General features: G+C 62.5%; 13 protein-coding genes. 7 read left to right on the top strand and 6 right to left on the bottom strand.

What is annotated here, in order from left to right; all coding sequences use genetic code 11:
- The first annotated feature begins 23 nt into the window (after positions 1–23).
- The 3 genes from CDQ92_RS05415 (at position 24) to CDQ92_RS05405 (ending at position 2,769) form a co-directional block, all read left to right on the top strand.
- Positions 24–470, top strand: coding sequence for an ABA4-like family protein (locus CDQ92_RS05415; protein ID WP_088440292.1), 447 nt, complete (start codon positions 24–26; stop codon positions 468–470).
- Positions 470–1,108, top strand: coding sequence for a DUF938 domain-containing protein (locus tag CDQ92_RS05410; RefSeq protein WP_188682324.1), 639 nt, complete (start codon positions 470–472; stop codon positions 1,106–1,108). Before CDQ92_RS05415 ends, CDQ92_RS05410 begins: the two co-directional genes overlap by 1 nt.
- A gap of 101 nt (positions 1,109–1,209) precedes the next feature.
- Complete coding sequence (locus CDQ92_RS05405; RefSeq protein WP_088440291.1) at positions 1,210–2,769, top strand: fatty acid--CoA ligase; 1,560 nt, start codon at positions 1,210–1,212, stop codon at positions 2,767–2,769.
- A gap of 330 nt (positions 2,770–3,099) precedes the next feature.
- Here the strand turns inward: CDQ92_RS05405 and CDQ92_RS05400 are convergent, their stop codons facing one another.
- Positions 3,100–3,948 (bottom strand): hypothetical protein, encoded by an 849-nt coding sequence (locus tag CDQ92_RS05400; protein WP_188682326.1) that lies wholly within the window; start codon positions 3,946–3,948, stop codon positions 3,100–3,102.
- 544 nt (positions 3,949–4,492) lie between these two features.
- Between CDQ92_RS05400 and rpoB the strand changes: the two genes are divergently transcribed.
- Together rpoB and rpoC are read left to right on the top strand one after the other, a co-directional pair.
- The gene (gene rpoB, locus CDQ92_RS05395) at positions 4,493–8,671 is read left to right on the top strand and encodes a DNA-directed RNA polymerase subunit beta (RefSeq protein ID WP_088440290.1); all 4,179 of its coding nucleotides are present in this window, start codon (positions 4,493–4,495) and stop codon (positions 8,669–8,671) included.
- Between the two features lie 55 nt (positions 8,672–8,726).
- Entirely contained in the window at positions 8,727–13,013 is a 4,287-nt protein-coding gene (gene rpoC, locus CDQ92_RS05390; RefSeq protein ID WP_088440289.1) for a DNA-directed RNA polymerase subunit beta', read from the top strand.
- A 110-nt stretch (positions 13,014–13,123) separates the two neighbouring features.
- Here rpoC and CDQ92_RS05385 read toward each other — a convergent pair whose 3' ends face one another.
- The 4 genes from CDQ92_RS05385 to CDQ92_RS05370 form a co-directional block, all read right to left on the bottom strand.
- Positions 13,124–14,482 (bottom strand): L,D-transpeptidase family protein, encoded by a 1,359-nt coding sequence (locus CDQ92_RS05385; protein ID WP_088440288.1) that lies wholly within the window; start codon positions 14,480–14,482, stop codon positions 13,124–13,126.
- 192 nt (positions 14,483–14,674) lie between these two features.
- Positions 14,675–16,036, bottom strand: a complete 1,362-nt coding sequence (gene accC / locus CDQ92_RS05380) for an acetyl-CoA carboxylase biotin carboxylase subunit (RefSeq protein ID WP_088440287.1) — start codon at positions 16,034–16,036, stop codon at positions 14,675–14,677.
- 20 nt (positions 16,037–16,056) lie between these two features.
- Entirely contained in the window at positions 16,057–16,530 is a 474-nt protein-coding gene (gene accB / locus CDQ92_RS05375; RefSeq protein WP_088440286.1) for an acetyl-CoA carboxylase biotin carboxyl carrier protein, read from the bottom strand.
- 70 nt (positions 16,531–16,600) lie between these two features.
- Entirely contained in the window at positions 16,601–17,041 is a 441-nt protein-coding gene (locus CDQ92_RS05370; RefSeq protein ID WP_088440285.1) for a type II 3-dehydroquinate dehydratase, read from the bottom strand.
- 81 nt (positions 17,042–17,122) lie between these two features.
- Here CDQ92_RS05370 and thiS point away from each other — a divergent pair, with 81 nt between their 5' ends.
- Positions 17,123–17,326: a sulfur carrier protein ThiS gene (thiS, locus tag CDQ92_RS21910; protein ID WP_229667277.1), complete on the top strand. Its 204-nt coding sequence runs from the start codon at positions 17,123–17,125 to the stop codon at positions 17,324–17,326.
- Positions 17,323–18,093 (top strand): thiazole synthase, encoded by a 771-nt coding sequence (locus CDQ92_RS05360; protein ID WP_088440596.1) that lies wholly within the window; start codon positions 17,323–17,325, stop codon positions 18,091–18,093. Before thiS ends, CDQ92_RS05360 begins: the two co-directional genes overlap by 4 nt.
- 6 nt (positions 18,094–18,099) lie before the next feature.
- Here CDQ92_RS05360 and CDQ92_RS05355 read toward each other — a convergent pair whose 3' ends face one another.
- Positions 18,100–18,549, bottom strand: a complete 450-nt coding sequence (locus CDQ92_RS05355; RefSeq protein WP_088440284.1) for a hypothetical protein — start codon at positions 18,547–18,549, stop codon at positions 18,100–18,102.
- Between the last annotated feature and the right edge of the window lie 133 nt (positions 18,550–18,682).

The following is an 18,682-nucleotide window of genomic DNA, read 5'->3' as shown; positions in this document are numbered from 1 at the left end:
GCATTTTGGGGGAGGGACGATAGATGACTTGGGATACGATCTTTCTGCTCGCCAATTATTGGGCGTTCGCCAGCTGGATCGCGCTGGCGTTCCTGCCGCGCGGTCCGAAAATCCTAGCTGTAATCCTCTATGCCGGGGTGTTCCTGCTCTGCCTCGCCTACACCGTGATGATTGTCGGGTTCCTCAGCGGCGGGATCGATCCCGGCGGCCCTGGCGGCGGCGATTTCACGACGCTGGCGGGGGTCATGAAGCTGTTCGACAGCCCCGGCGGCGCGACTTTGGGGTGGACGCATTATCTGGCTTTCGACCTGTTCACCGGCATGTGGATCGCGCGCGATGCGGACAACAAGGGGTTCAGCCGCGTCGTGCAGTTCCCATTCCTGCTTCTGACCCTGATGGCCGGCCCCGTCGGGCTGCTCGTATGGCTGATCGTCCGCGAACGCCGTGCACGGGCGCAGGCCAAAGCCTGATGGCATCGTCACCGCCGTGGATGCCCCGCGACGGCGGCAGCGACGACAAGCGCCACGCCCCGGCGACGCTGCGCAACCGCGACGCGATCGCCGCGGTGCTCGCCGAGTGGTTGCCCGCGACAGGCACCGTGCTGGAGGTCGCAAGCGGATCGGGCGAACATGTTGTCCATTTCGCCGCGGCCTTTCCAACGCTGGGCTGGCAGCCGAGCGATCCCGATCCGGCCGGACTGGTTTCGATCGCGGCATGGTGCGCCGACGCAGGGCTTGCCAATATCGCGCCGCCGCTGGCGCTCGACGCATCTGTCAGCGGCTGGCCGATCGACTGCGCCGACGCGATCCTTTGCATCAACATGGTGCATATCAGCCCGTGGGATGCGTCCCTCGGACTTTTGGCGGGCGCGGCGCGGTTGCTGCGCACCGGTGCGCCGTTGATTCTTTACGGCCCTTATGTCGAACTCAATGTGCCGACCGCGGACAGCAATATTGCCTTCGACGCCAGTCTTCGCGCACGCGATCCGGCGTGGGGGCTGCGTAACATCGATGGCGTCAAGGCGGCAGCCGCCGACGCGGGCCTGACCTTCATGGAGCGGCGCGCAATGCCTGCGAACAACCTGATGCTGCTGTTCCGCCGCACCTGACGTTGCTGACAGGGTTGTCGATACGCGCTTTACGTGCCGCGCGCAGCCGCTAGCCTTTTCCCAATTGCACGCAAAAGATGCGATTCGAGGAGAGAGAGTTCATGCCCCGCGACGTTTCGGAGCTTTTCACATTCGACGAATTCCTGACCCACTGGGCCAGCGAGCGCGCCGACCGCGTCGCGCTGCGCGAGGAAGACCGCGTTTACACCTATGCCGAACTCGACGAAGCGACCGCGAGAGTCGCGTCGGCGCTGTTCGCTGCGGGGCTGCAAAAGGGCGACCGGATCGCGTGGATCGGCAAGAACAGCGACCTTTATTTCATCCTCTTCTACGGCGCCGCGCGCGCCGGGATCGTGATGGCGCCGATCGGCTGGCGCCTGTCGCCGACCGAATGGGCGTTCATCGTCAACGACACGCAGGCGAAGATGGTGTTCGCGGGGCCGGGGTTCGACACGCTCGCCGATCAGCTTGCCGGTAAGCTCGACCATGCCCCCACCATCGTCGGTGCCGCCGAGGCGCGCGCGATGATCGACGGCGCCACGCGGACCGCATTCGCGCCATCGGGCACCGATGACGCGGTGCTCCAGCTTTACACTTCGGGCACCACCGGCAACCCCAAGGGCGCCGTGCTGTCGAACCGCAACCTGTTCGCGCTGCGCAAACATTCCAGCGACCTCGACATGCCCTATACCAAATGGGACGATGACGAGGCAGTGCTGGTTGCGATGCCGTGCGCGCATATTGGCGGCACCGGGCTGGGTATCATGGCGCTGGCGGCAGGTCTGCCCGGTATCATCCTTGCCGAGTTCAACCCCGACGGGGTGTTCGACGCGGTCGAGCAACATGGCGTGACGCGCTTTTTCATGGTTCCCGCGGCGCTGCAATTCCTGCTGATGCACCCGCGCTGCGCCAGCGTTGATTACAGCCGCCTCAAATATATCCTCTACGGCGCCGCGCCTATCCCGCTCGAATTGCTGCGCCAGTGCATCCAGATGTTCGGGGCGCAGTTCATTCAGGCATATGGGATGACTGAAACAACCGGCACCATTTCGATGCTGCCGCCCGAGGACCATGATCCGGCGGGCAATGCGCGGATGCGATCGGCGGGCAAGCCACTGCCGGGGGTTGAGATCAGGATCCTTGGCCCCGATGGCGAGGAAGTCCCGGTCGGCGATGTCGGCGAGGTCGTCACGCGATCCTCGAACAACATGCTGGGGTATTGGAACCTGCCCGACGCGACCGCCAAGACGGTCAGCGCCGACGGCTGGATCCGCACCGGCGACGCCGGCTATCTCGACGAAGACGGCTATCTGTTCATCCACGACCGGATGAAGGACATGATCATTTCGGGCGGCGAGAATATCTATCCCGCCGAGGTCGAAAGCGCGATTTTCGGCCACCCCTCGGTGCAGGAGGTCGCGGTGTTCGGCATCCCCGACGACAAATGGGGCGAAAGCGTGAAGGCCGTATGCGTCGCCAAGCCGGGCATGACGGTCGACGAAGCCGACATTATCGCCTGGGCGCGCGAGCGCATTGCGCCGTTCAAATGCCCGCGCAGTGTTGACGTGATCGATGCTTTGCCGAGGAACGCGAGCGGCAAGATTTTGCGCAAGGATTTGCGGGCGCCCTATTGGGCGGGGTTTGAGCGGATGGTGAATTGAGCGGCGGTAAAACGACCCATTGCGGACTTGGCACGTTCTTCCTCTCTCCCGTTGAGGGAGAGATACGCAGGCTTGGCAGCTTTGCTGCCTAGCTGCAGTTGAGAGGGGATTCTTCGTCCGCTGGCGCTTCACCCCCAAGCTTCACCAGCTCCTGACGGAGCAAGCTGCGCTATCCTCTCCCTCAAGGGGAGACGAGTTCATGTCCGTTTTCCACCCCAAAGGATATTCCGTAGAGGTGCCGCAGTGTGATGGCGCCATTGTGTAATTGCCGGGCAGCGAAAAGGGCGCGGAAGCTGTGCTTCCGCGCCCTGAACGAACGTACCGAAAGGCTCAGCTCGCCGGCTTGTCCGGAGCGGCCGATGTGGCCTCGGCGGTCGCGTCGGGGAGCGGCGCCGGGGCTCCGGTCGCCTGCGCGAGAGCGGCTGCAAACTGATCTGCGGTATACGCCGCTGCTAGGCCTGCCGGTGACATGAGGAAGGCGCTGCGCGGCAGGCTGACATCGTCGCCCGTGGCCGCAGTCACAATAACGCTCTCGGCGCTCGCCGATTTCACCTTGCCCAGCACTGTTGTCCCTTTGAGACTCCGGACATCGGCGCCCGGAACAAGTGCAGACGCGACTGCAGCAGCGTTGGCGACGGCAGCGCTGTTCGCCTCGGCCGTCGCAGCGGCAAATTGTTCAGCAGTAAAACTGGTCGCCAGCCCTGCTTGGCCGACAAAAAAGGCTTTGCGCGGCAATTTGACGTCGCCGGTCGGGGTCGTGAGCACGACGGCATCCGCCTCAGCCAGCTTCACCTTACCGACAATGGCCGCGCCGTGGGCGCTGCGCACGTCAGCACCCGGCTGAAGCGCGGCGGTCAGTTTGGCGTCGCTGCCAGCTGCGGCCTGATCGACGGCTGCGACAACCTGAGCTTTGGTCGCGCCGATTGTCGGACCTTGTTCAAGTTTGCCGAATGCATTGCTGGGGAGCGTAACCTGCTTGCCCGCGCCAAGGTCGACGACAACATTCGCGCCCTGCGCGCTGGTTACCGTGCCGAGTTCGGCGCCTTCGGAATCAAAAACCTTGGTGCCGACCGACACGTCGACGGTTGCCGCTGCTGCGTCCTGCGCCATCGCGGGGGGCGCGACAATGGCGGCTGCGCCAAGGGAAAGGGTTGCGATAAAGCCTGCGAATTTCCGCATTGCTTGTGGTCTCCTAGAGTGTGTTGAACGAGAGGGTCGCAGTTTGAACGCGTGTAGTGCGGCAAAGGACACGCCAATGCTGACTAACCGTGCCTAAGTCGCGACAAACTGAGCCACCGTCGGCTCGCTGCCATAATATCGCGTGCCGCCGCGCGCATTTCCGTCGGCGCACCGCGCACTTTTGCGCAGCATGATTTGCTGTTAGACAGGACATCGCACAGCCCTTCAACCTCATTCAAAACACGATGTGTGAATGTCGTAGGCTTGCGTCGGGGAGCATGAGGTACGCGCCCACCTCATCGCTGTCCTTTGCAACGGCGCATTTCGCGATCCGCCCGTTGACACTTCGCCCCCCCAAACCTATATCGCCGTCACACCCCATCGTTCGAGATAGAGTCCGCCTTGCGCAGCGGATTGTACGGATAGGTCGGCGGGGATTTCGACAGGCGTTGGAAAGCTGCGGTAAACCGGCAACGGTTGCCTGCGGCTTTTTTCGCGTCGGAGCGCCCGCGATTTGGATTTTTGACAGGCGAGACAATCACTTATGGCGACCAAAGCGAAGTCGGTGGGCAAGGCCCTCGAAGCAACCGCGAGCAAGCGCATCCGCAAGCTGTTCGGCAATATCCACGAAGCGGTGGAGATGCCCAACCTCATCGAGGTGCAGCGCGAATCCTATGAGCAGTTCCTCCGCTCGGATCCGTCGATCGGTTATGTCTCGGGGCTTGAAAAGACGCTGCGCAGCGTGTTCCCGATCCGCGATTTCGCCGGCACCGCCGAGCTCGACTTTGTCCATTACGAACTCGAAGCGCCGAAGTACGACGTCGACGAATGCCGCCAGCGCGGCATCACCTATGCGGCGCCTATGAAGGTCACGCTGCGCCTGATCGTCTTTGAAGTCGACAGCGAAACCGACACCCGTTCGGTCCTCGATATCAAGGAGCAGGACGTTTACATGGGCGACATGCCCCTGATGACGGGCAACGGCACCTTCTTCGTCAATGGCACCGAGCGCGTTATCGTGTCGCAGATGCATCGTTCGCCGGGTGTCCTGTTCGACCACGATCGCGGCAAGACCCACTCGTCGGGCAAGTTCCTGTTCGCTGCGCGCGTCATTCCGTACCGCGGTTCGTGGCTCGATTTCGAATTCGACGCCAAGGACATTGTCAATGTCCGCATCGACCGCAAGCGCAAGCTGCCGGTCACCAGCCTGCTCTACGCGCTGGGCATGTCGGGTGAGGAAATCCTCAACCATTTCTATGACCGCCTGATTTTCGAGCGCGCCGCCAATGGCTGGCGCGTGCCGTTCATGGTCGAAAACTGGCGCGGTGCGAAGCCCGCGTTCGACGTCGTCGACGCGAAGACCGGCGAAGTCGTGTTTGCTGCTGGTCACAAGATCAGCCCGCGCCTTGCCAACAAGGCGGCGAAGGACGGTCTCGATACGTTGCTGATCCCGACCGAGGAAATCTTCGGTCGCTATTCGGCCTATGACCTGATCAATGAGACGACCGGCGAGATTTACATCGAAGCTGGTGACGAAGTGTCGGCCGAGAACCTCGAAAAGATCGACGCGGCGGGTATCGACAAGCTCGTCCTGCTCGACATCGACCACAACAACACCGGTCCGTGGATCCGCAACACGCTGAAGGCCGACAAGGCCGAGGATCGCGATCAGGCGCTTTCGGACATCTATCGCGTGATGCGCCCCGGCGAGCCGCCGACGCGCGAAACCGCAGAAGCGTTGTTCGGCGGGTTGTTCTTTGACCCCGAGCGTTACGACCTGTCGGCTGTCGGCCGCGTCAAGCTGAACATGCGCCTCGGTCTCGATGCCGAAGACACGGTCACCACGCTGCGCAGCGACGACATCCTTGCCGTCGTCAAGGAGCTGGTTAACCTGAAGGACGGCAAGGGCGAAATCGACGATATCGATAACCTCGGTAACCGCCGTGTCCGTTCGGTCGGCGAGCTGCTGGAAAACCAGTATCGCGTCGGCCTGCTCCGCATGGAGCGCGCGGTGAAGGAGCGCATGAGCTCGGTCGATGTGTCGACCGTCATGCCGAACGACCTGATCAACGCGAAGCCTGCGGTTGCCGCGGTGCGTGAATTTTTTGGCTCGTCGCAGCTTTCGCAGTTCATGGATCAGACCAATCCGCTATCCGAAGTCACCCACAAGCGCCGCGTGTCGGCGCTTGGGCCGGGAGGGCTTACCCGTGAGCGTGCTGGCTTCGAAGTCCGCGACGTTCACCCGACCCACTACGGCCGTATCTGTCCGATCGAAACGCCGGAAGGCCCGAACATCGGTCTGATCAACTCGCTCGCGACCTTTGCGCGAGTGAACAAGTACGGGTTCATCGAAACCCCGTACCGCAAGATCATCGACGGCAAGGTGACGACCGACGTCGTTTATCTGTCGGCGATGGAAGAGCAGAAGCACACGGTTGCGCAGGCGAACGCCGACCTCAACCCCGACGGCAGCTTTATCGACGAGCTGATCTCGGCGCGCGAAGCGGGCGAATTCCTGATGGCGCCGCGCGAACAGATCACGTTGATGGACGTGTCGCCGAAGCAGCTGGTTTCGGTTGCGGCATCGCTGATCCCGTTCCTGGAAAACGATGACGCCAACCGCGCGCTGATGGGTTCGAACATGCAGCGTCAGGCTGTGCCGCTGCTGCGTGCAGAGGCTCCGGTGGTCGGCACCGGCATGGAAGAAACCGTTGCCCGCGATTCGGGCGCTGCGATCGCAGCGCGCCGCGGCGGCGTGATCGATCAGGTCGATGCGACGCGTATCGTCATCCGTGCGACCGATATGGTTGAACCCGGCAAGTCGGGCGTCGACATCTATCGCCTGCAAAAGTTCCAGCGTTCGAACCAGAACACCTGCATCAACCAGCGTCCGCTGGTGAAGGTGGGCGAGATCGTCCGCACCGGCGACATTATCGCCGACGGCCCGTCGACCGAGCTGGGCGAACTGGCGCTGGGCAAGAACGTGCTCGTCGCGTTCATGCCGTGGAATGGCTATAACTATGAGGATAGTATCCTCATCAGCGAACGCATCGTGAAGGACGACGTCTTCACCTCGATCCACATCGAGGAATTCGAAGTCACGGCGCGTGACACGCGCCTTGGCCCCGAAGACATTACACGCGACATCCCGAACGTCGGCGAGGAAGCGCTGCGCAACCTCGACGAGGCGGGCATCGTCTATATCGGCGCCGAAGTCGGCCCGGGCGACATTCTGGCCGGCAAGATCACCCCCAAGGGTGAATCGCCGATGACGCCGGAAGAAAAGCTGCTGCGCGCGATCTTTGGCGAAAAGGCCAGCGATGTGCGCGACACCTCCCTCCGCCTGCCGCCGGGCGTTTCGGGCACGGTCGTCGAAGTCCGCGTTTTCAACCGCCACGGCATTGACAAGGACGAGCGCGCAATCGCGATCGAACGCGAAGAGATCGAGCGTCTGAAGCAGGATGCCGACGATGAGCGCGCGATCCTCAACCGTGCGACCTTCTCGAGCCTGAAAGACTTGCTGATCGGTCAAGCGACCAGCGCGGTACCGAAGGGGCTGAAGAAGGGCGACGTCGTCACTGAAGAGATGCTGACCGAACTCGATCGCGGCGACTGGTGGAAGCTGGCGGTTGTCGACGACAACAGTCAGACCGCGCTCGAAGCGATCAAGGCGCAGTATGACGACGCGATCAAGCGGATCAGCGCGAAATACGAAGATCGCGTTGAAAAGCTGCAGCGCGGCGACGAACTCGCCCCGGGCGTGCTCAAGATGGTCAAGGTCTTCGTTGCCGTGAAGCGCAAGCTGCAGTCGGGCGACAAGATGGCAGGACGTCACGGCAACAAGGGCATCATCAGCCGCATCCTGCCGGTCGAAGACATGCCGTTCCTGGAAGATGGCACGCATGTCGATTTCGTGCTCAATCCGCTGGGCGTGCCGTCGCGCATGAACGTCGGACAGATTCTCGAAACGCACCTTGGCTGGGCATCGCGCGGCTTCGGTCAGCAGATCACGACGGCGCTGGAAGATTGGCGCATGGCGAACCCCGACCCCGTGGCGGGAACTCCGCCCGAGGCCGTGCGCGATGCACTGCTTCATGCCTATGGCGATGAATATGCCGACGAGATCAAGGCCCGCACCGCAGACGAGGTTGTCGAACTCGCCTCGAACCTGTCGGTCGGTGTACCTTTTGCGACCCCGGTGTTCGACGGTGCGCGCGAAGCCGACGTGTCGGCGATGCTGGAACGTGCCGGTCTTGACCGGTCGGGTCAGGTCGATCTGTACGACGGCCGCACCGGTGACCGGTTCGACCGCAAGGTGACGGTGGGATATATGTATATCCTGAAACTGCATCACCTTGTCGACGACAAGATCCACGCGCGTTCGATCGGGCCGTACTCGCTTGTTACCCAGCAGCCGCTGGGCGGTAAAGCGCAGTTCGGTGGCCAGCGCTTCGGGGAAATGGAAGTGTGGGCACTGCAAGCTTATGGCGCCGCGTATACGCTTCAGGAAATGCTGACGGTGAAGTCCGATGACGTGATCGGCCGCACCAAGGTTTACGAAGCGATCGTCAAGGGCGACGACACCTTTGAGGCCGGCATTCCCGAAAGCTTCAACGTGCTCGTCAAGGAAATGCGCTCGCTGGGACTCAACGTCGAACTGTCGTCCCATGCGGATCTGGACCCGGACGAGGCGCCCGACGCCCTTCCCGAAGCCGCCGAATAAGATCTTATCCTCACCCCCTTCGCTCCGCGCGAAGGGGGAAGAGTGGAGCTAGAATATGAACCAGCTTACCAACTTCATGAATCCGGTCGCGAAGACCGAAACCTTTGACATGATCAAGATCGGCATCGCGAGCCCCGAGCGCATTCGCTCATGGTCGTTCGGCGAGATCAAGAAGCCCGAAACCATCAACTACCGCACGTTCAAGCCCGAGCGTGACGGCCTGTTCTGTGCGCGCATCTTTGGCCCAATCAAGGATTATGAATGCCTGTGCGGCAAGTACAAGCGCATGAAATACAAGGGCATCGTTTGCGAAAAATGCGGTGTTGAAGTCACGGTGACCAAGGTCCGCCGCGAGCGCATGGGCCATATCGAACTCGCCGCGCCCGTTGCGCACATCTGGTTCCTGAAGTCGCTGCCGTCGCGCATCGGACTGCTGCTCGACATGCAGCTCAAGCAGCTTGAGCGCGTCCTGTATTTTGAAGCCTATATCGTGCTCGAACCCGGCCTGACCCCGCTCGAGAAGTTCCAGCTGTTGACCGAAGACGAGCTGCTCGACGCGCAGGACGAATATGGCGAAGACGCCTTTTCGGCCGGCATTGGCGCCGAAGCGATCCGCGTTCTGCTCGAAAATCTCGACCTGGAGCAGGAACGCGCCGACCTGATGGAAGATCTGGCCACGACCAAGTCGGAGCTGAAGCCCAAGAAGATCATCAAGCGTCTGAAGGTCGTCGAAAGCTTCATCGATTCGGGCAACCGCCCCGAATGGATGATCCTGGAAGTCGTCCCCGTGATCCCGCCCGAACTGCGCCCGCTGGTGCCGCTCGACGGTGGCCGCTTCGCGACGTCGGATCTGAACGATCTCTACCGCCGCGTGATCAACCGTAACAACCGTTTGAAGCGCCTGATGGAACTGCGCGCGCCGGACATCATCGTCCGCAACGAAAAGCGTATGTTGCAGGAAGCCGTTGACGCGCTGTTCGACAACGGCCGCCGCGGCCGCACGATCACGGGCGCCAACAAGCGTCCGCTGAAATCGCTGTCCGACATGCTCAAGGGCAAGCAGGGCCGCTTCCGTCAGAACCTGCTCGGCAAGCGCGTCGATTATTCGGGCCGTTCGGTCATCGTGACCGGTCCCGAACTCAAGCTGCACCAGTGCGGCCTGCCGAAGAAGATGGCGCTCGAGCTTTTCAAGCCGTTCATCTATGCGCGCCTCGACGCCAAGGGTCTGTCGATGACCCTGAAACAGGCAAAGAAGTGGGTTGAAAAGGAACGCAAGGAAGTCTGGGACATCCTCGACGAAGTCATTCGCGAGCACCCGGTCCTGCTGAACCGCGCCCCGACGCTTCACCGCCTGGGCATTCAGGCGTTCGAACCCGTGCTGATCGAAGGCAAGGCGATCCAGCTTCACCCGCTGGTCTGCGCGGCGTTCAACGCCGACTTCGACGGTGACCAGATGGCCGTTCACGTCCCGCTCTCGCTGGAAGCCCAGCTGGAAGCGCGCGTGCTGATGATGTCGACCAACAACATCCTGAGCCCCGCGAACGGCAAGCCGATCATCGTGCCGTCGCAGGACATGGTGCTTGGTCTCTATTATCTGTCGATGGAGCGCGAAGGCGAACCCGGCGAGGGCATGCTGCTCGCCGACATGGCCGAAGTGCATCAGGCGCTGTTTATCGGTGCCGTGACCCTGCACACCAAGGTCGTCAGCCGCGTCCCGCAGACCGATGAGAAGGGCAATGAATATTTTCAGCGCTTTGAAACGACCCCGGGCCGTATGCTCATCGCCGAATGCCTGCCGAAGTCGCACACCGTGCCCTTCGACGTCGTCAATCGCCTTTTGACCAAGAAGGAAATCGGCGACGTGATCGATCAGGTCTATCGTCACACCGGCCAGAAAGAGACCGTGTTGTTCGCCGACGCCATCATGGCGCTGGGCTTCCGCCACGCGTTCAAAGCCGGCATCTCGTTCGGCAAGGATGACATGATCATTCCGGCGTCGAAGGTCGGCATGGTTGATGAAACCCGCGCCCTGGTAAAGGATTTCGAGCAGCAGTATCAGGACGGCCTGATCACGCAGCAGGAAAAGTACAACAAGGCGATCGACGCCTGGTCGCAGTGCGGCGACAAGGTCGCGACCGCGATGATGGACGAAATCCGCGCCGAGCCGAAGGATCCGAAAACGGGTCGTCTGGCCCCGATCAACTCCATCTATATGATGGCGCACTCGGGTGCCCGTGGTTCGCAGGCGCAGATGAAGCAGCTCGCCGGTATGCGCGGCCTGATGGCCAAGCCGTCGGGTGAGATCATCGAAACGCCGATCATCTCGAACTTCAAGGAAGGTCTGACCGTTCTTGAATATTTCAACTCGACCCACGGCGCCCGTAAGGGACTGGCCGATACGGCGCTCAAGACGGCAAACTCGGGTTACCTGACCCGCCGTCTGGTCGACGTGTCGCAGGATTGCGTTGTGATCGAGGAAGATTGCGGCACCGACCGCGGCATGGAAATGCGCGCGATCATCCAGGGCGGTTCGACGATCGCCTCGCTGGGCGAGCGCATCCTGGGCCGCACGACGCTGGAAGATGTGCTCGACAAGGACGGCAATGTGCTGGCCCCCGTCGGCACCCTGCTCGACGAGCCGACGACGCAGCGGATCGAAGATGCCGAAGTCCAGTCGGTCAAGATCCGTTCGCCGCTGGTTTGCGAAGCGGTGCTGGGCGTTTGCGGCAAATGCTATGGCCGTGATCTGGCCCGCGGTACCCCGGTGAACATCGGTGAAGCGGTCGGCGTTATCGCCGCCCAGTCGATCGGTGAACCCGGCACCCAGCTGACCATGCGTACCTTCCACATCGGTGGTGCGGCGCAGGTTAACGAGCAGTCGAACGCTGAATCGATCTCGGACGGCACGATCGAATATCGTGACATGCCAACGATCGTCGACCAGCGCGGTCGCCGTCTGGCGCTCGCCCGTTCGGGTGAAGTCGCGGTGATCGACAGCGAAGGTCGCGAGCGCGCGTCGCACAAGCTGCCTTATGGCGCGCATATCCTGTTCAAGGATGGCGACAAGGTGAAGAAGGGCGACCGGATTGCCGAATGGGATCCGTTCACCATGCCGCTGATCACCGAAAAGCAGGGCGTCGTGAAGTATCAGGATCTGGAAGACACCAAGACCCTGATCGAACAGGTCGACGAAGCGACGGGCATCGCCCAGCGCGTCGTGATCGAATATCGTTCGGCTGGCCGCGCCAAGAAGGAAGATCTTCAGCCGCGCCTGACCCTGCTTGACGATGCTTCGGGTGAAGCCGCGCGCTACCTGCTCGCGGTCGGCACGATGCTGTCGGTCGAGGATGGTCAGACGGTGCAGGCGGGTGACGTTCTGGCCCGCGTCAGCCGTGAAGCGTCGAAGACGCGCGACATCACCGGCGGTCTGCCGCGGGTGGCCGAGCTGTTCGAAGCGCGCATTCCGAAGGACAACAGCGTTATCGCAAAGATCAGCGGCCGCATTGAATTCGTCAAGGATTACAAGGCGAAGCGCAAGATTGCGATCGTTCCGGAAGAAGGCGATCCGATCGAATATCTGATCCCCAAGTCGAAGGTGCTGGAAGTGCAGGAAGGCGATCAGGTCAAGCGCGGCGATGCGCTGATCAGCGGTTCGCCGAACCCGCACGACATCCTGGACGTCATGGGCGTCGAGGCGCTGGCCGAATATCTGGTCGCGGAAATCCAGGAAGTGTACCGACTGCAGGGCGTGAAGATCAACGACAAGCACATCGAAGTGATCGTTCGCCAGATGCTGCAGAAGGTCGAGATTACCGCGGGCGGCGACACCACGTTGCTGCCGGGCGAACAGCTCGATTATCTGGAGATGATGGAATATAACGCCAAGCTGCCAAAGAATGGTGTTCCAGCCGAGGGCCGTCCGGTCCTGCTGGGCATCACCAAGGCGTCGCTGCAAACGCGCAGCTTCGTTTCGGCAGCATCGTTCCAGGAGACGACGCGCGTTCTCACCGAAGCTTCGGTGCAGGGCAAGGTCGACTCACTGATCGGGCTGAAAGAAAACGTCATCGTCGGCCGCCTGATCCCGGCGGGTACCGGTGCCGCGATGAACCGCGTCCGCGTCACCGCGTCGAGCAAGGATGCCGCGCTGCGCGCATCGATGCGCGCCGCGAGCCAGGTGGACCTGATCGCGCCGGCGAATGCCGCTGCCGAGCATGCGGCCGAACTGGCGCAGGGGCCGGAAGCCGCGATGGGCGACGATCCGCTGGGCAAGGTGCAGGGCGAAGACTTCACGACCGATGACGTGATGGTCGAAGAGCGTCCGGAGGGTGAGGGCGAGGCGTAACCGCTTCGGTCTCCAGGCCTGACAGAAAAGAGCCCCGCCGGAGTGATCTGGCGGGGCTTTTTCTTGTGTGGTTTGCGGTGAGAACGGGTTCCGGTCGGAAGCGGCTCTGCTCAATAAATTCCGCTGGTCCCCGGTGTCGTTACGCGCGCTGTGGTCTGGACCGTCGGGACCACTTGCGGCGCGACCGGTGTGATGATCGTAGCGGTCGGGCGACCGGGTTTGGCAAAGCTGGCCACCACCGGCGCATCGCGCCCATAGAGATCGGCGAGTTTTTTGGTGCCGCCCTTGCCGTCGGGGATGACGGTCCAATATGCAACATAGACAGGGAAAGGCTGGTCGAAGCCGAAGCGGGTGGTCTTGCCGCTCGCGATCGCTTCGCCGAACTCTTCCGGGCTACGTCCCGCGAACATGACCGCCATCAGGCCCGAGAAATGCAGCGCGCGTTCGGTGCGGATGCAGCCGTGGCTGAATGCGCGGGCGGCAGCGTTGAACGCGCCCTTGGACGGAGTGTCATGCAGGTAGATCGCATGCTCGTTGAGCATTTCCATCTTCATCACGCCCAGCGCGTTGTTTGGCCCCGCCTTTTGCACCACCGACAGCGTCTTGCCGCTGCCGGTCCAGGTATAGCCCTGCGCGCGCGCCGAGGCGGGGTTGCGGGCAATCGTCGCGCCGATGCCTTCGTTAATGATGCTGCGCGGTAGGGTCCAGGTCGGGTTGACGATGATGCCGGTGGCCATCGGGTTCAGCTGCGGCGTTGCAGTCGATGCTTTGCCGACGACGGCCTTGTGGGTCGCGATGATCGTGCCGCCATGGACGACGCGGGTCATATATTCGGGGACGTTGCTGACGACATAGCGCTCGCCGAGCGCGCGCGGCATCCAGCGCCAGCGTTCCATGTTGACACGGATGGCATTGGCGTCGGCTGGCGCCTTGGCATTGGCGAGCGCGGCCTTGAGCACCGCGAAGTCGGGGTGAATGGGGTTGAGCGAGGCGAGCGTTTCTCGGATCGACCCGGCGTTCAGCGCGGTCTCGAGGAGCGGCAGCAAGGGTTCGGCATCGGCGTCGCTATCGACCATGAACCATTGTTTGCGTGCCGCATTGGGCGTGCGCCCGTCGCGCAGATGCGTCGCGAGCAGCAGGAAGGTGTCGGTCGCGCGTTTGTCGAGCGCGACCTGATCGTTGGAAAGGATCGCCGCGGCGAGCGCATCGGGGTTATAATCCTTGGCGAACAGGCCTTCGGCGCCGATGTTTTCGATCGTACTGAGCAGCGCGGTGGCGTCTTCTTCGGTCCAGCTCGGCAACGTCACTTGTGCGGCGATCACCGGGGCGTCGTCGGCGACCTTGTCGGGCTGGAGGATGACCGAATCCTCTTTCACCGCGGTTTGGGCGAAGGCGGGCATGGCGAGCAGGCTCAGCGGCAGAAGGAGCGTCGCGGCGCGGCGCGCTGCGTTTGGGGCGTTTTTGACCATGGTTTAGCCCTTAGCCAAAAATGCGGGGGAGTTAAAGTGAGGTGGCGCACAGTTGGGCGCATAAGAAGCCCTTCCCCTGCGGGAGAGCGGTTGGGGCGGCGGTTGCGTCTCAAAGCCCACCCCGCTGCGACTAAGCCAGCAAGCTGGCAATTCTCGCTGCCTCTGCCCTGATGGGAGGGGTTTATAAAATGTTCATGCTGCGCCCGCCTCATCGTGTCGCGCGAGCCAATCTTCCAGCCATTTGATCGTATAATCGCCGTTGATCACGTCGGGGTCTGCGAGCAGCGCCTGGTGCAGCGGGATATTGGTCTTGACCCCCGCTATCACCATTTCCTCGAGCGCGCGGCGCATCCGCATCATGCAGCTTTCGCGGGTGCGTCCATAAACGATCAGCTTGCCGATCATGCTGTCGTAATAGGGCGGGATCGAATAACCGGCGTACAGCCCGCTATCGACGCGCACATGCATGCCGCCCGCGGCGTGATAATTGGTGACCTTGCCGGGCGAGGGCATGAAGGTGCGCGGGTCTTCGGCGTTGATGCGGCATTCCATCGCGTGGCCGCGGAACTCCAGGTCTTCCTGTCTGACCGACAGGTCGCGGCCTCCGGCGACGCGAATCTGTTCGCGAACAAGGTCAAAGCCGGTAATCATTTCGGTCACCGGATGCTCGACCTGGATGCGCGTGTTCATTTCGATGAAGAAGAATTCGCCATTTTCCCACAGGAATTCGATCGTCCCGGCGCCGCGATATTGCATCGCGGCCATCGCGTCGGCGCACACCTTGCCCATGCGCGCGCGCTCTTCGGCCGAGATAATCGGCGAGGGCGCTTCTTCGAGCACTTTCTGGTGGCGACGCTGAAGCGAGCAATCGCGCTCGCCGAGGTGGATTGCCGTTCCCCGGCCATCGCCGAACACCTGAAATTCGATGTGGCGCGGGTTGCCGAGATATTTTTCCATATAAACAGTCGGGTCGCCGAACGCCGCCGCCGCTTCGCTCGATGCCTGGCCCATCAGGCTTTCGAGGCTGTCGGCGTCGGGGACGACCTTCATCCCGCGCCCGCCGCCGCCCGACGCGGCCTTGATCAGCACCGGATAGCCGATGTCTTCGGCCATTTTTCGGCATTCGTCGCCATAGGTGACCGCACCGGGTGAACCCGGAACGACCGGCAGGCCGAGCGTGACCGCCGTGCGCTTCGCTTCGACCTTGTCGCCCATGGTGCGGATATGTTCGGGCTTTGGCCCGACGAATATCATGTCGTGCGCTTCGATGATCTCGGCGAAGCGCTCGTTTTCTGACAGGAAGCCATAACCCGGGTGGATCGCGTCGGCGCCGGTGATTTCGGCGGCCGAGATAATTGCGGGGATGTTGAGATAGCTGTCCTTCGCCGCGGGGGGGCCGATGCACACGGCTTCGTCGGCGAGGCGGACGTGCATCGCGTCGGCGTCGGCGGTCGAATGAACCGCGACCGTCTTGATGCCCATTTCGTGGCAGGCACGGTGGATACGCAGCGCGATTTCACCGCGGTTGGCGATCAGAAGTTTTTCAATGGCCATTGCCGAATGTTTCCTTCGCCTCAGGCGATGGTAAACAGCGGCTGGTCGAACTCGACCGGCTGGCTGTTTTCAACATGCACACCCGTCAACGTACCCGATGCGGGGGCGACGATCGGGTTCATGACCTTCATCGCTTCGATGATCAGCACGGTGTCGCCAGCCTTGACCGGTGAGCCAATGGTCGCAAAATTCGGTGCGCCGGGTTCGGGCGAAAGATACACGGTGCCGACCATCGGCGACTTGACCGCGTCGGCGAAGCTGGCAGCCGCGGGGGCGGCCGCGACGGGGGCTGCCGCCGGGGCCGCGGCGGCGGGTGCCGGTGCGGGCGCATAAGCGACGGGCGCCGCGGTAACCGCGGCCTTGCGCGCGACGCGGACCTTGCGATCGCCGTCCTCGACTTCGATTTCGGTCAGGCTGGTATCGTCGAGCAGCTCGGCGAGCGCGCGCACATAGGCCGGATCGATATTGATGCCATCGTCTTTATGGTCACCCATGAGAATTTTCCTGTTTTTGCGGCGTCCATTGATAAGGACGCTCAGACCCCGTTTTTGATGCGCCCTCTTGTCAGAGACGCGCGGCGGCGTCCAGCGCCAGCGTGTAGCTGTTCGCGCCATGGCCTGCAAAATGCGCCACTGCTGCCATGCCGACATAGCTGATGTGGCGAAACTCTTCGCGCTGCATCGGGTCCGACAGGTGGACCTCGATCACCGGCACCTTGATCGATTTGATCGCATCGTGGAGCGCGATCGAGGTATGCGTGTAGCCGCCCGCGTTCAGCAACACCGCCTTGGCGCCCGCGACATAGGCTTCGTGCAGCCAGTCGATCAGCACACCTTCATGGTTGGTCTGGCGGCACTCGACGCGAAGGCCGAGTTCGGCCGCCTGCGCTTCGAGCCGCGCGTGAATGTCGTTCAGCGTATCATGGCCGTAAATCTCCGGCTCGCGCGTACCGAGCAGGTTGAGGTTAGGGCCGGAGAGGACAAAAACGGTCGGCTTGTCGGTCAAGGCGGGGGCTTTCGGTTGCGACGATATGCGCTCCCCCTATATGGGCTGCTCGGCAAAAGGCAAAGCAAGGCGGATTCCCCAGTGATCTTGGTCATCCTCAACGGCGAAACGCGGCAGGTGCGCGATGGCAGCATTGCCGATCTCGTAGCCTCGCTCGGCCTCGACGTCAAAAAGGTCGCGGTCGAACGCAACCGCGAAATCGTGCCTCGCTCGACGCTGGCGGATGTGGCGCTGTGCGAGGGCGACGCGCTGGAAATTGTACATTTTGTGGGAGGCGGTTGTTGACCGACACTTGGAGCGTTGCCGGACGGACATTCACGTCGCGGCTGATTGTCGGGACCGGCAAGTACAAGGATTTTGAGCAGAATGCGGCGGCGGTCGCGGCTTCGGGGGCGGAGATCGTCACGGTCGCGGTGCGCCGCGTCAATGTGTCGGACCCGACCGCGCCGATGCTCACCGATTATATCGATCCAAAGAAGATCACCTACCTCCCCAACACCGCGGGCTGCTTCAACGCCGACGACGCGATCCGCACCTTGCGGCTGGCGCGCGAGGCAGGGGGCTGGGATCTGGTCAAGCTGGAAGTGCTTGGCGAGGCCAAGACACTCTACCCCAACATGCGCGAGACGCTGGAGGCGACCGAGGTGCTGGCCAAGGAAGGTTTCCTGCCGATGGTCTATTGCGTCGACGATCCGATCGCCGCGAAACAGCTGGAGGATGCGGGCGCGGTCGCGGTAATGCCGCTGGGTGCGCCGATCGGGTCGGGGCTGGGGATCCAGAACCGGGTGACGATCCGGCTGATCGTCGAGGGCGCGTCGGTACCCGTGCTGGTCGATGCCGGCGTTGGCACGGCGAGCGATGCCGCGGTGGCCATGGAGCTTGGCTGCGACGGCGTGCTGATGAACACCGCGATCGCCGAGGCGAAAGATCCGATCCGGATGGCGCGGGCGATGAAGCTGGCGGTCGAGGCAGGGCGGGACGCGTATTTGTCGGGGCGGATGGGGCTGCGCAAATATGCCGACCCGTCCAGTCCGTTGGCGGGACTAATCTGAGCGCAGTCAGAAGGGCGCAGGCGGGCGGTAGAGCATTTCGATCCGCTCGATCTGGCCGTTGATGCCCAGCACGACTTCGACATCCCAGAGTAATTTGCCGGGGCCGTCGGGCAGGACGATGATCTGGTAAGGCTGCCACAACCTGTTGTCGGTCGCTTTGCGCTCGACGCTGAACGTCTTGGCGAGCGGCAGGCGGAGAAAAGCCTCGCGCGGGCTCGTGCGCGTCATCGAATAAAAGGCGGGGGCGCCGGACAGCAGGTCGAAAACGACCTGCTCCTCGTTCTTCACCTTCGCTTGCGCATCGGCGACTTTTGCGATCAGCGCCGCCGCTTCATCGGCCGTCATGCCGCGCAACTGCGGTTGCGCGTCGACCTTTGTCGGGCCGAACTGCGCGAGAGCGCCGGGGGCGAACAGCAGCACGGTCGCGGCGAGCGGGATTGCGCGCAAAAATATCATGCCGCCTGCGGATTCCGACGATCCCGCGCAGGGATACCGACATGATCACGCGCATCGTTCCGATCTGATCCCGCGCGGGATTCCGATCTGATGCCGCGCACGGCTCAGAGCCGTCATCGACGTGATTTGCTTT

Source organism: Sphingopyxis bauzanensis (assembly GCF_002205675.1).
In the GTDB taxonomy this organism is placed as follows: Bacteria; Pseudomonadota; Alphaproteobacteria; order Sphingomonadales; family Sphingomonadaceae; genus Sphingopyxis; species Sphingopyxis bauzanensis.
Note: the sequence above shows the minus strand (reverse complement) of the source record. Positions and strands in the feature narration are given on the sequence as shown.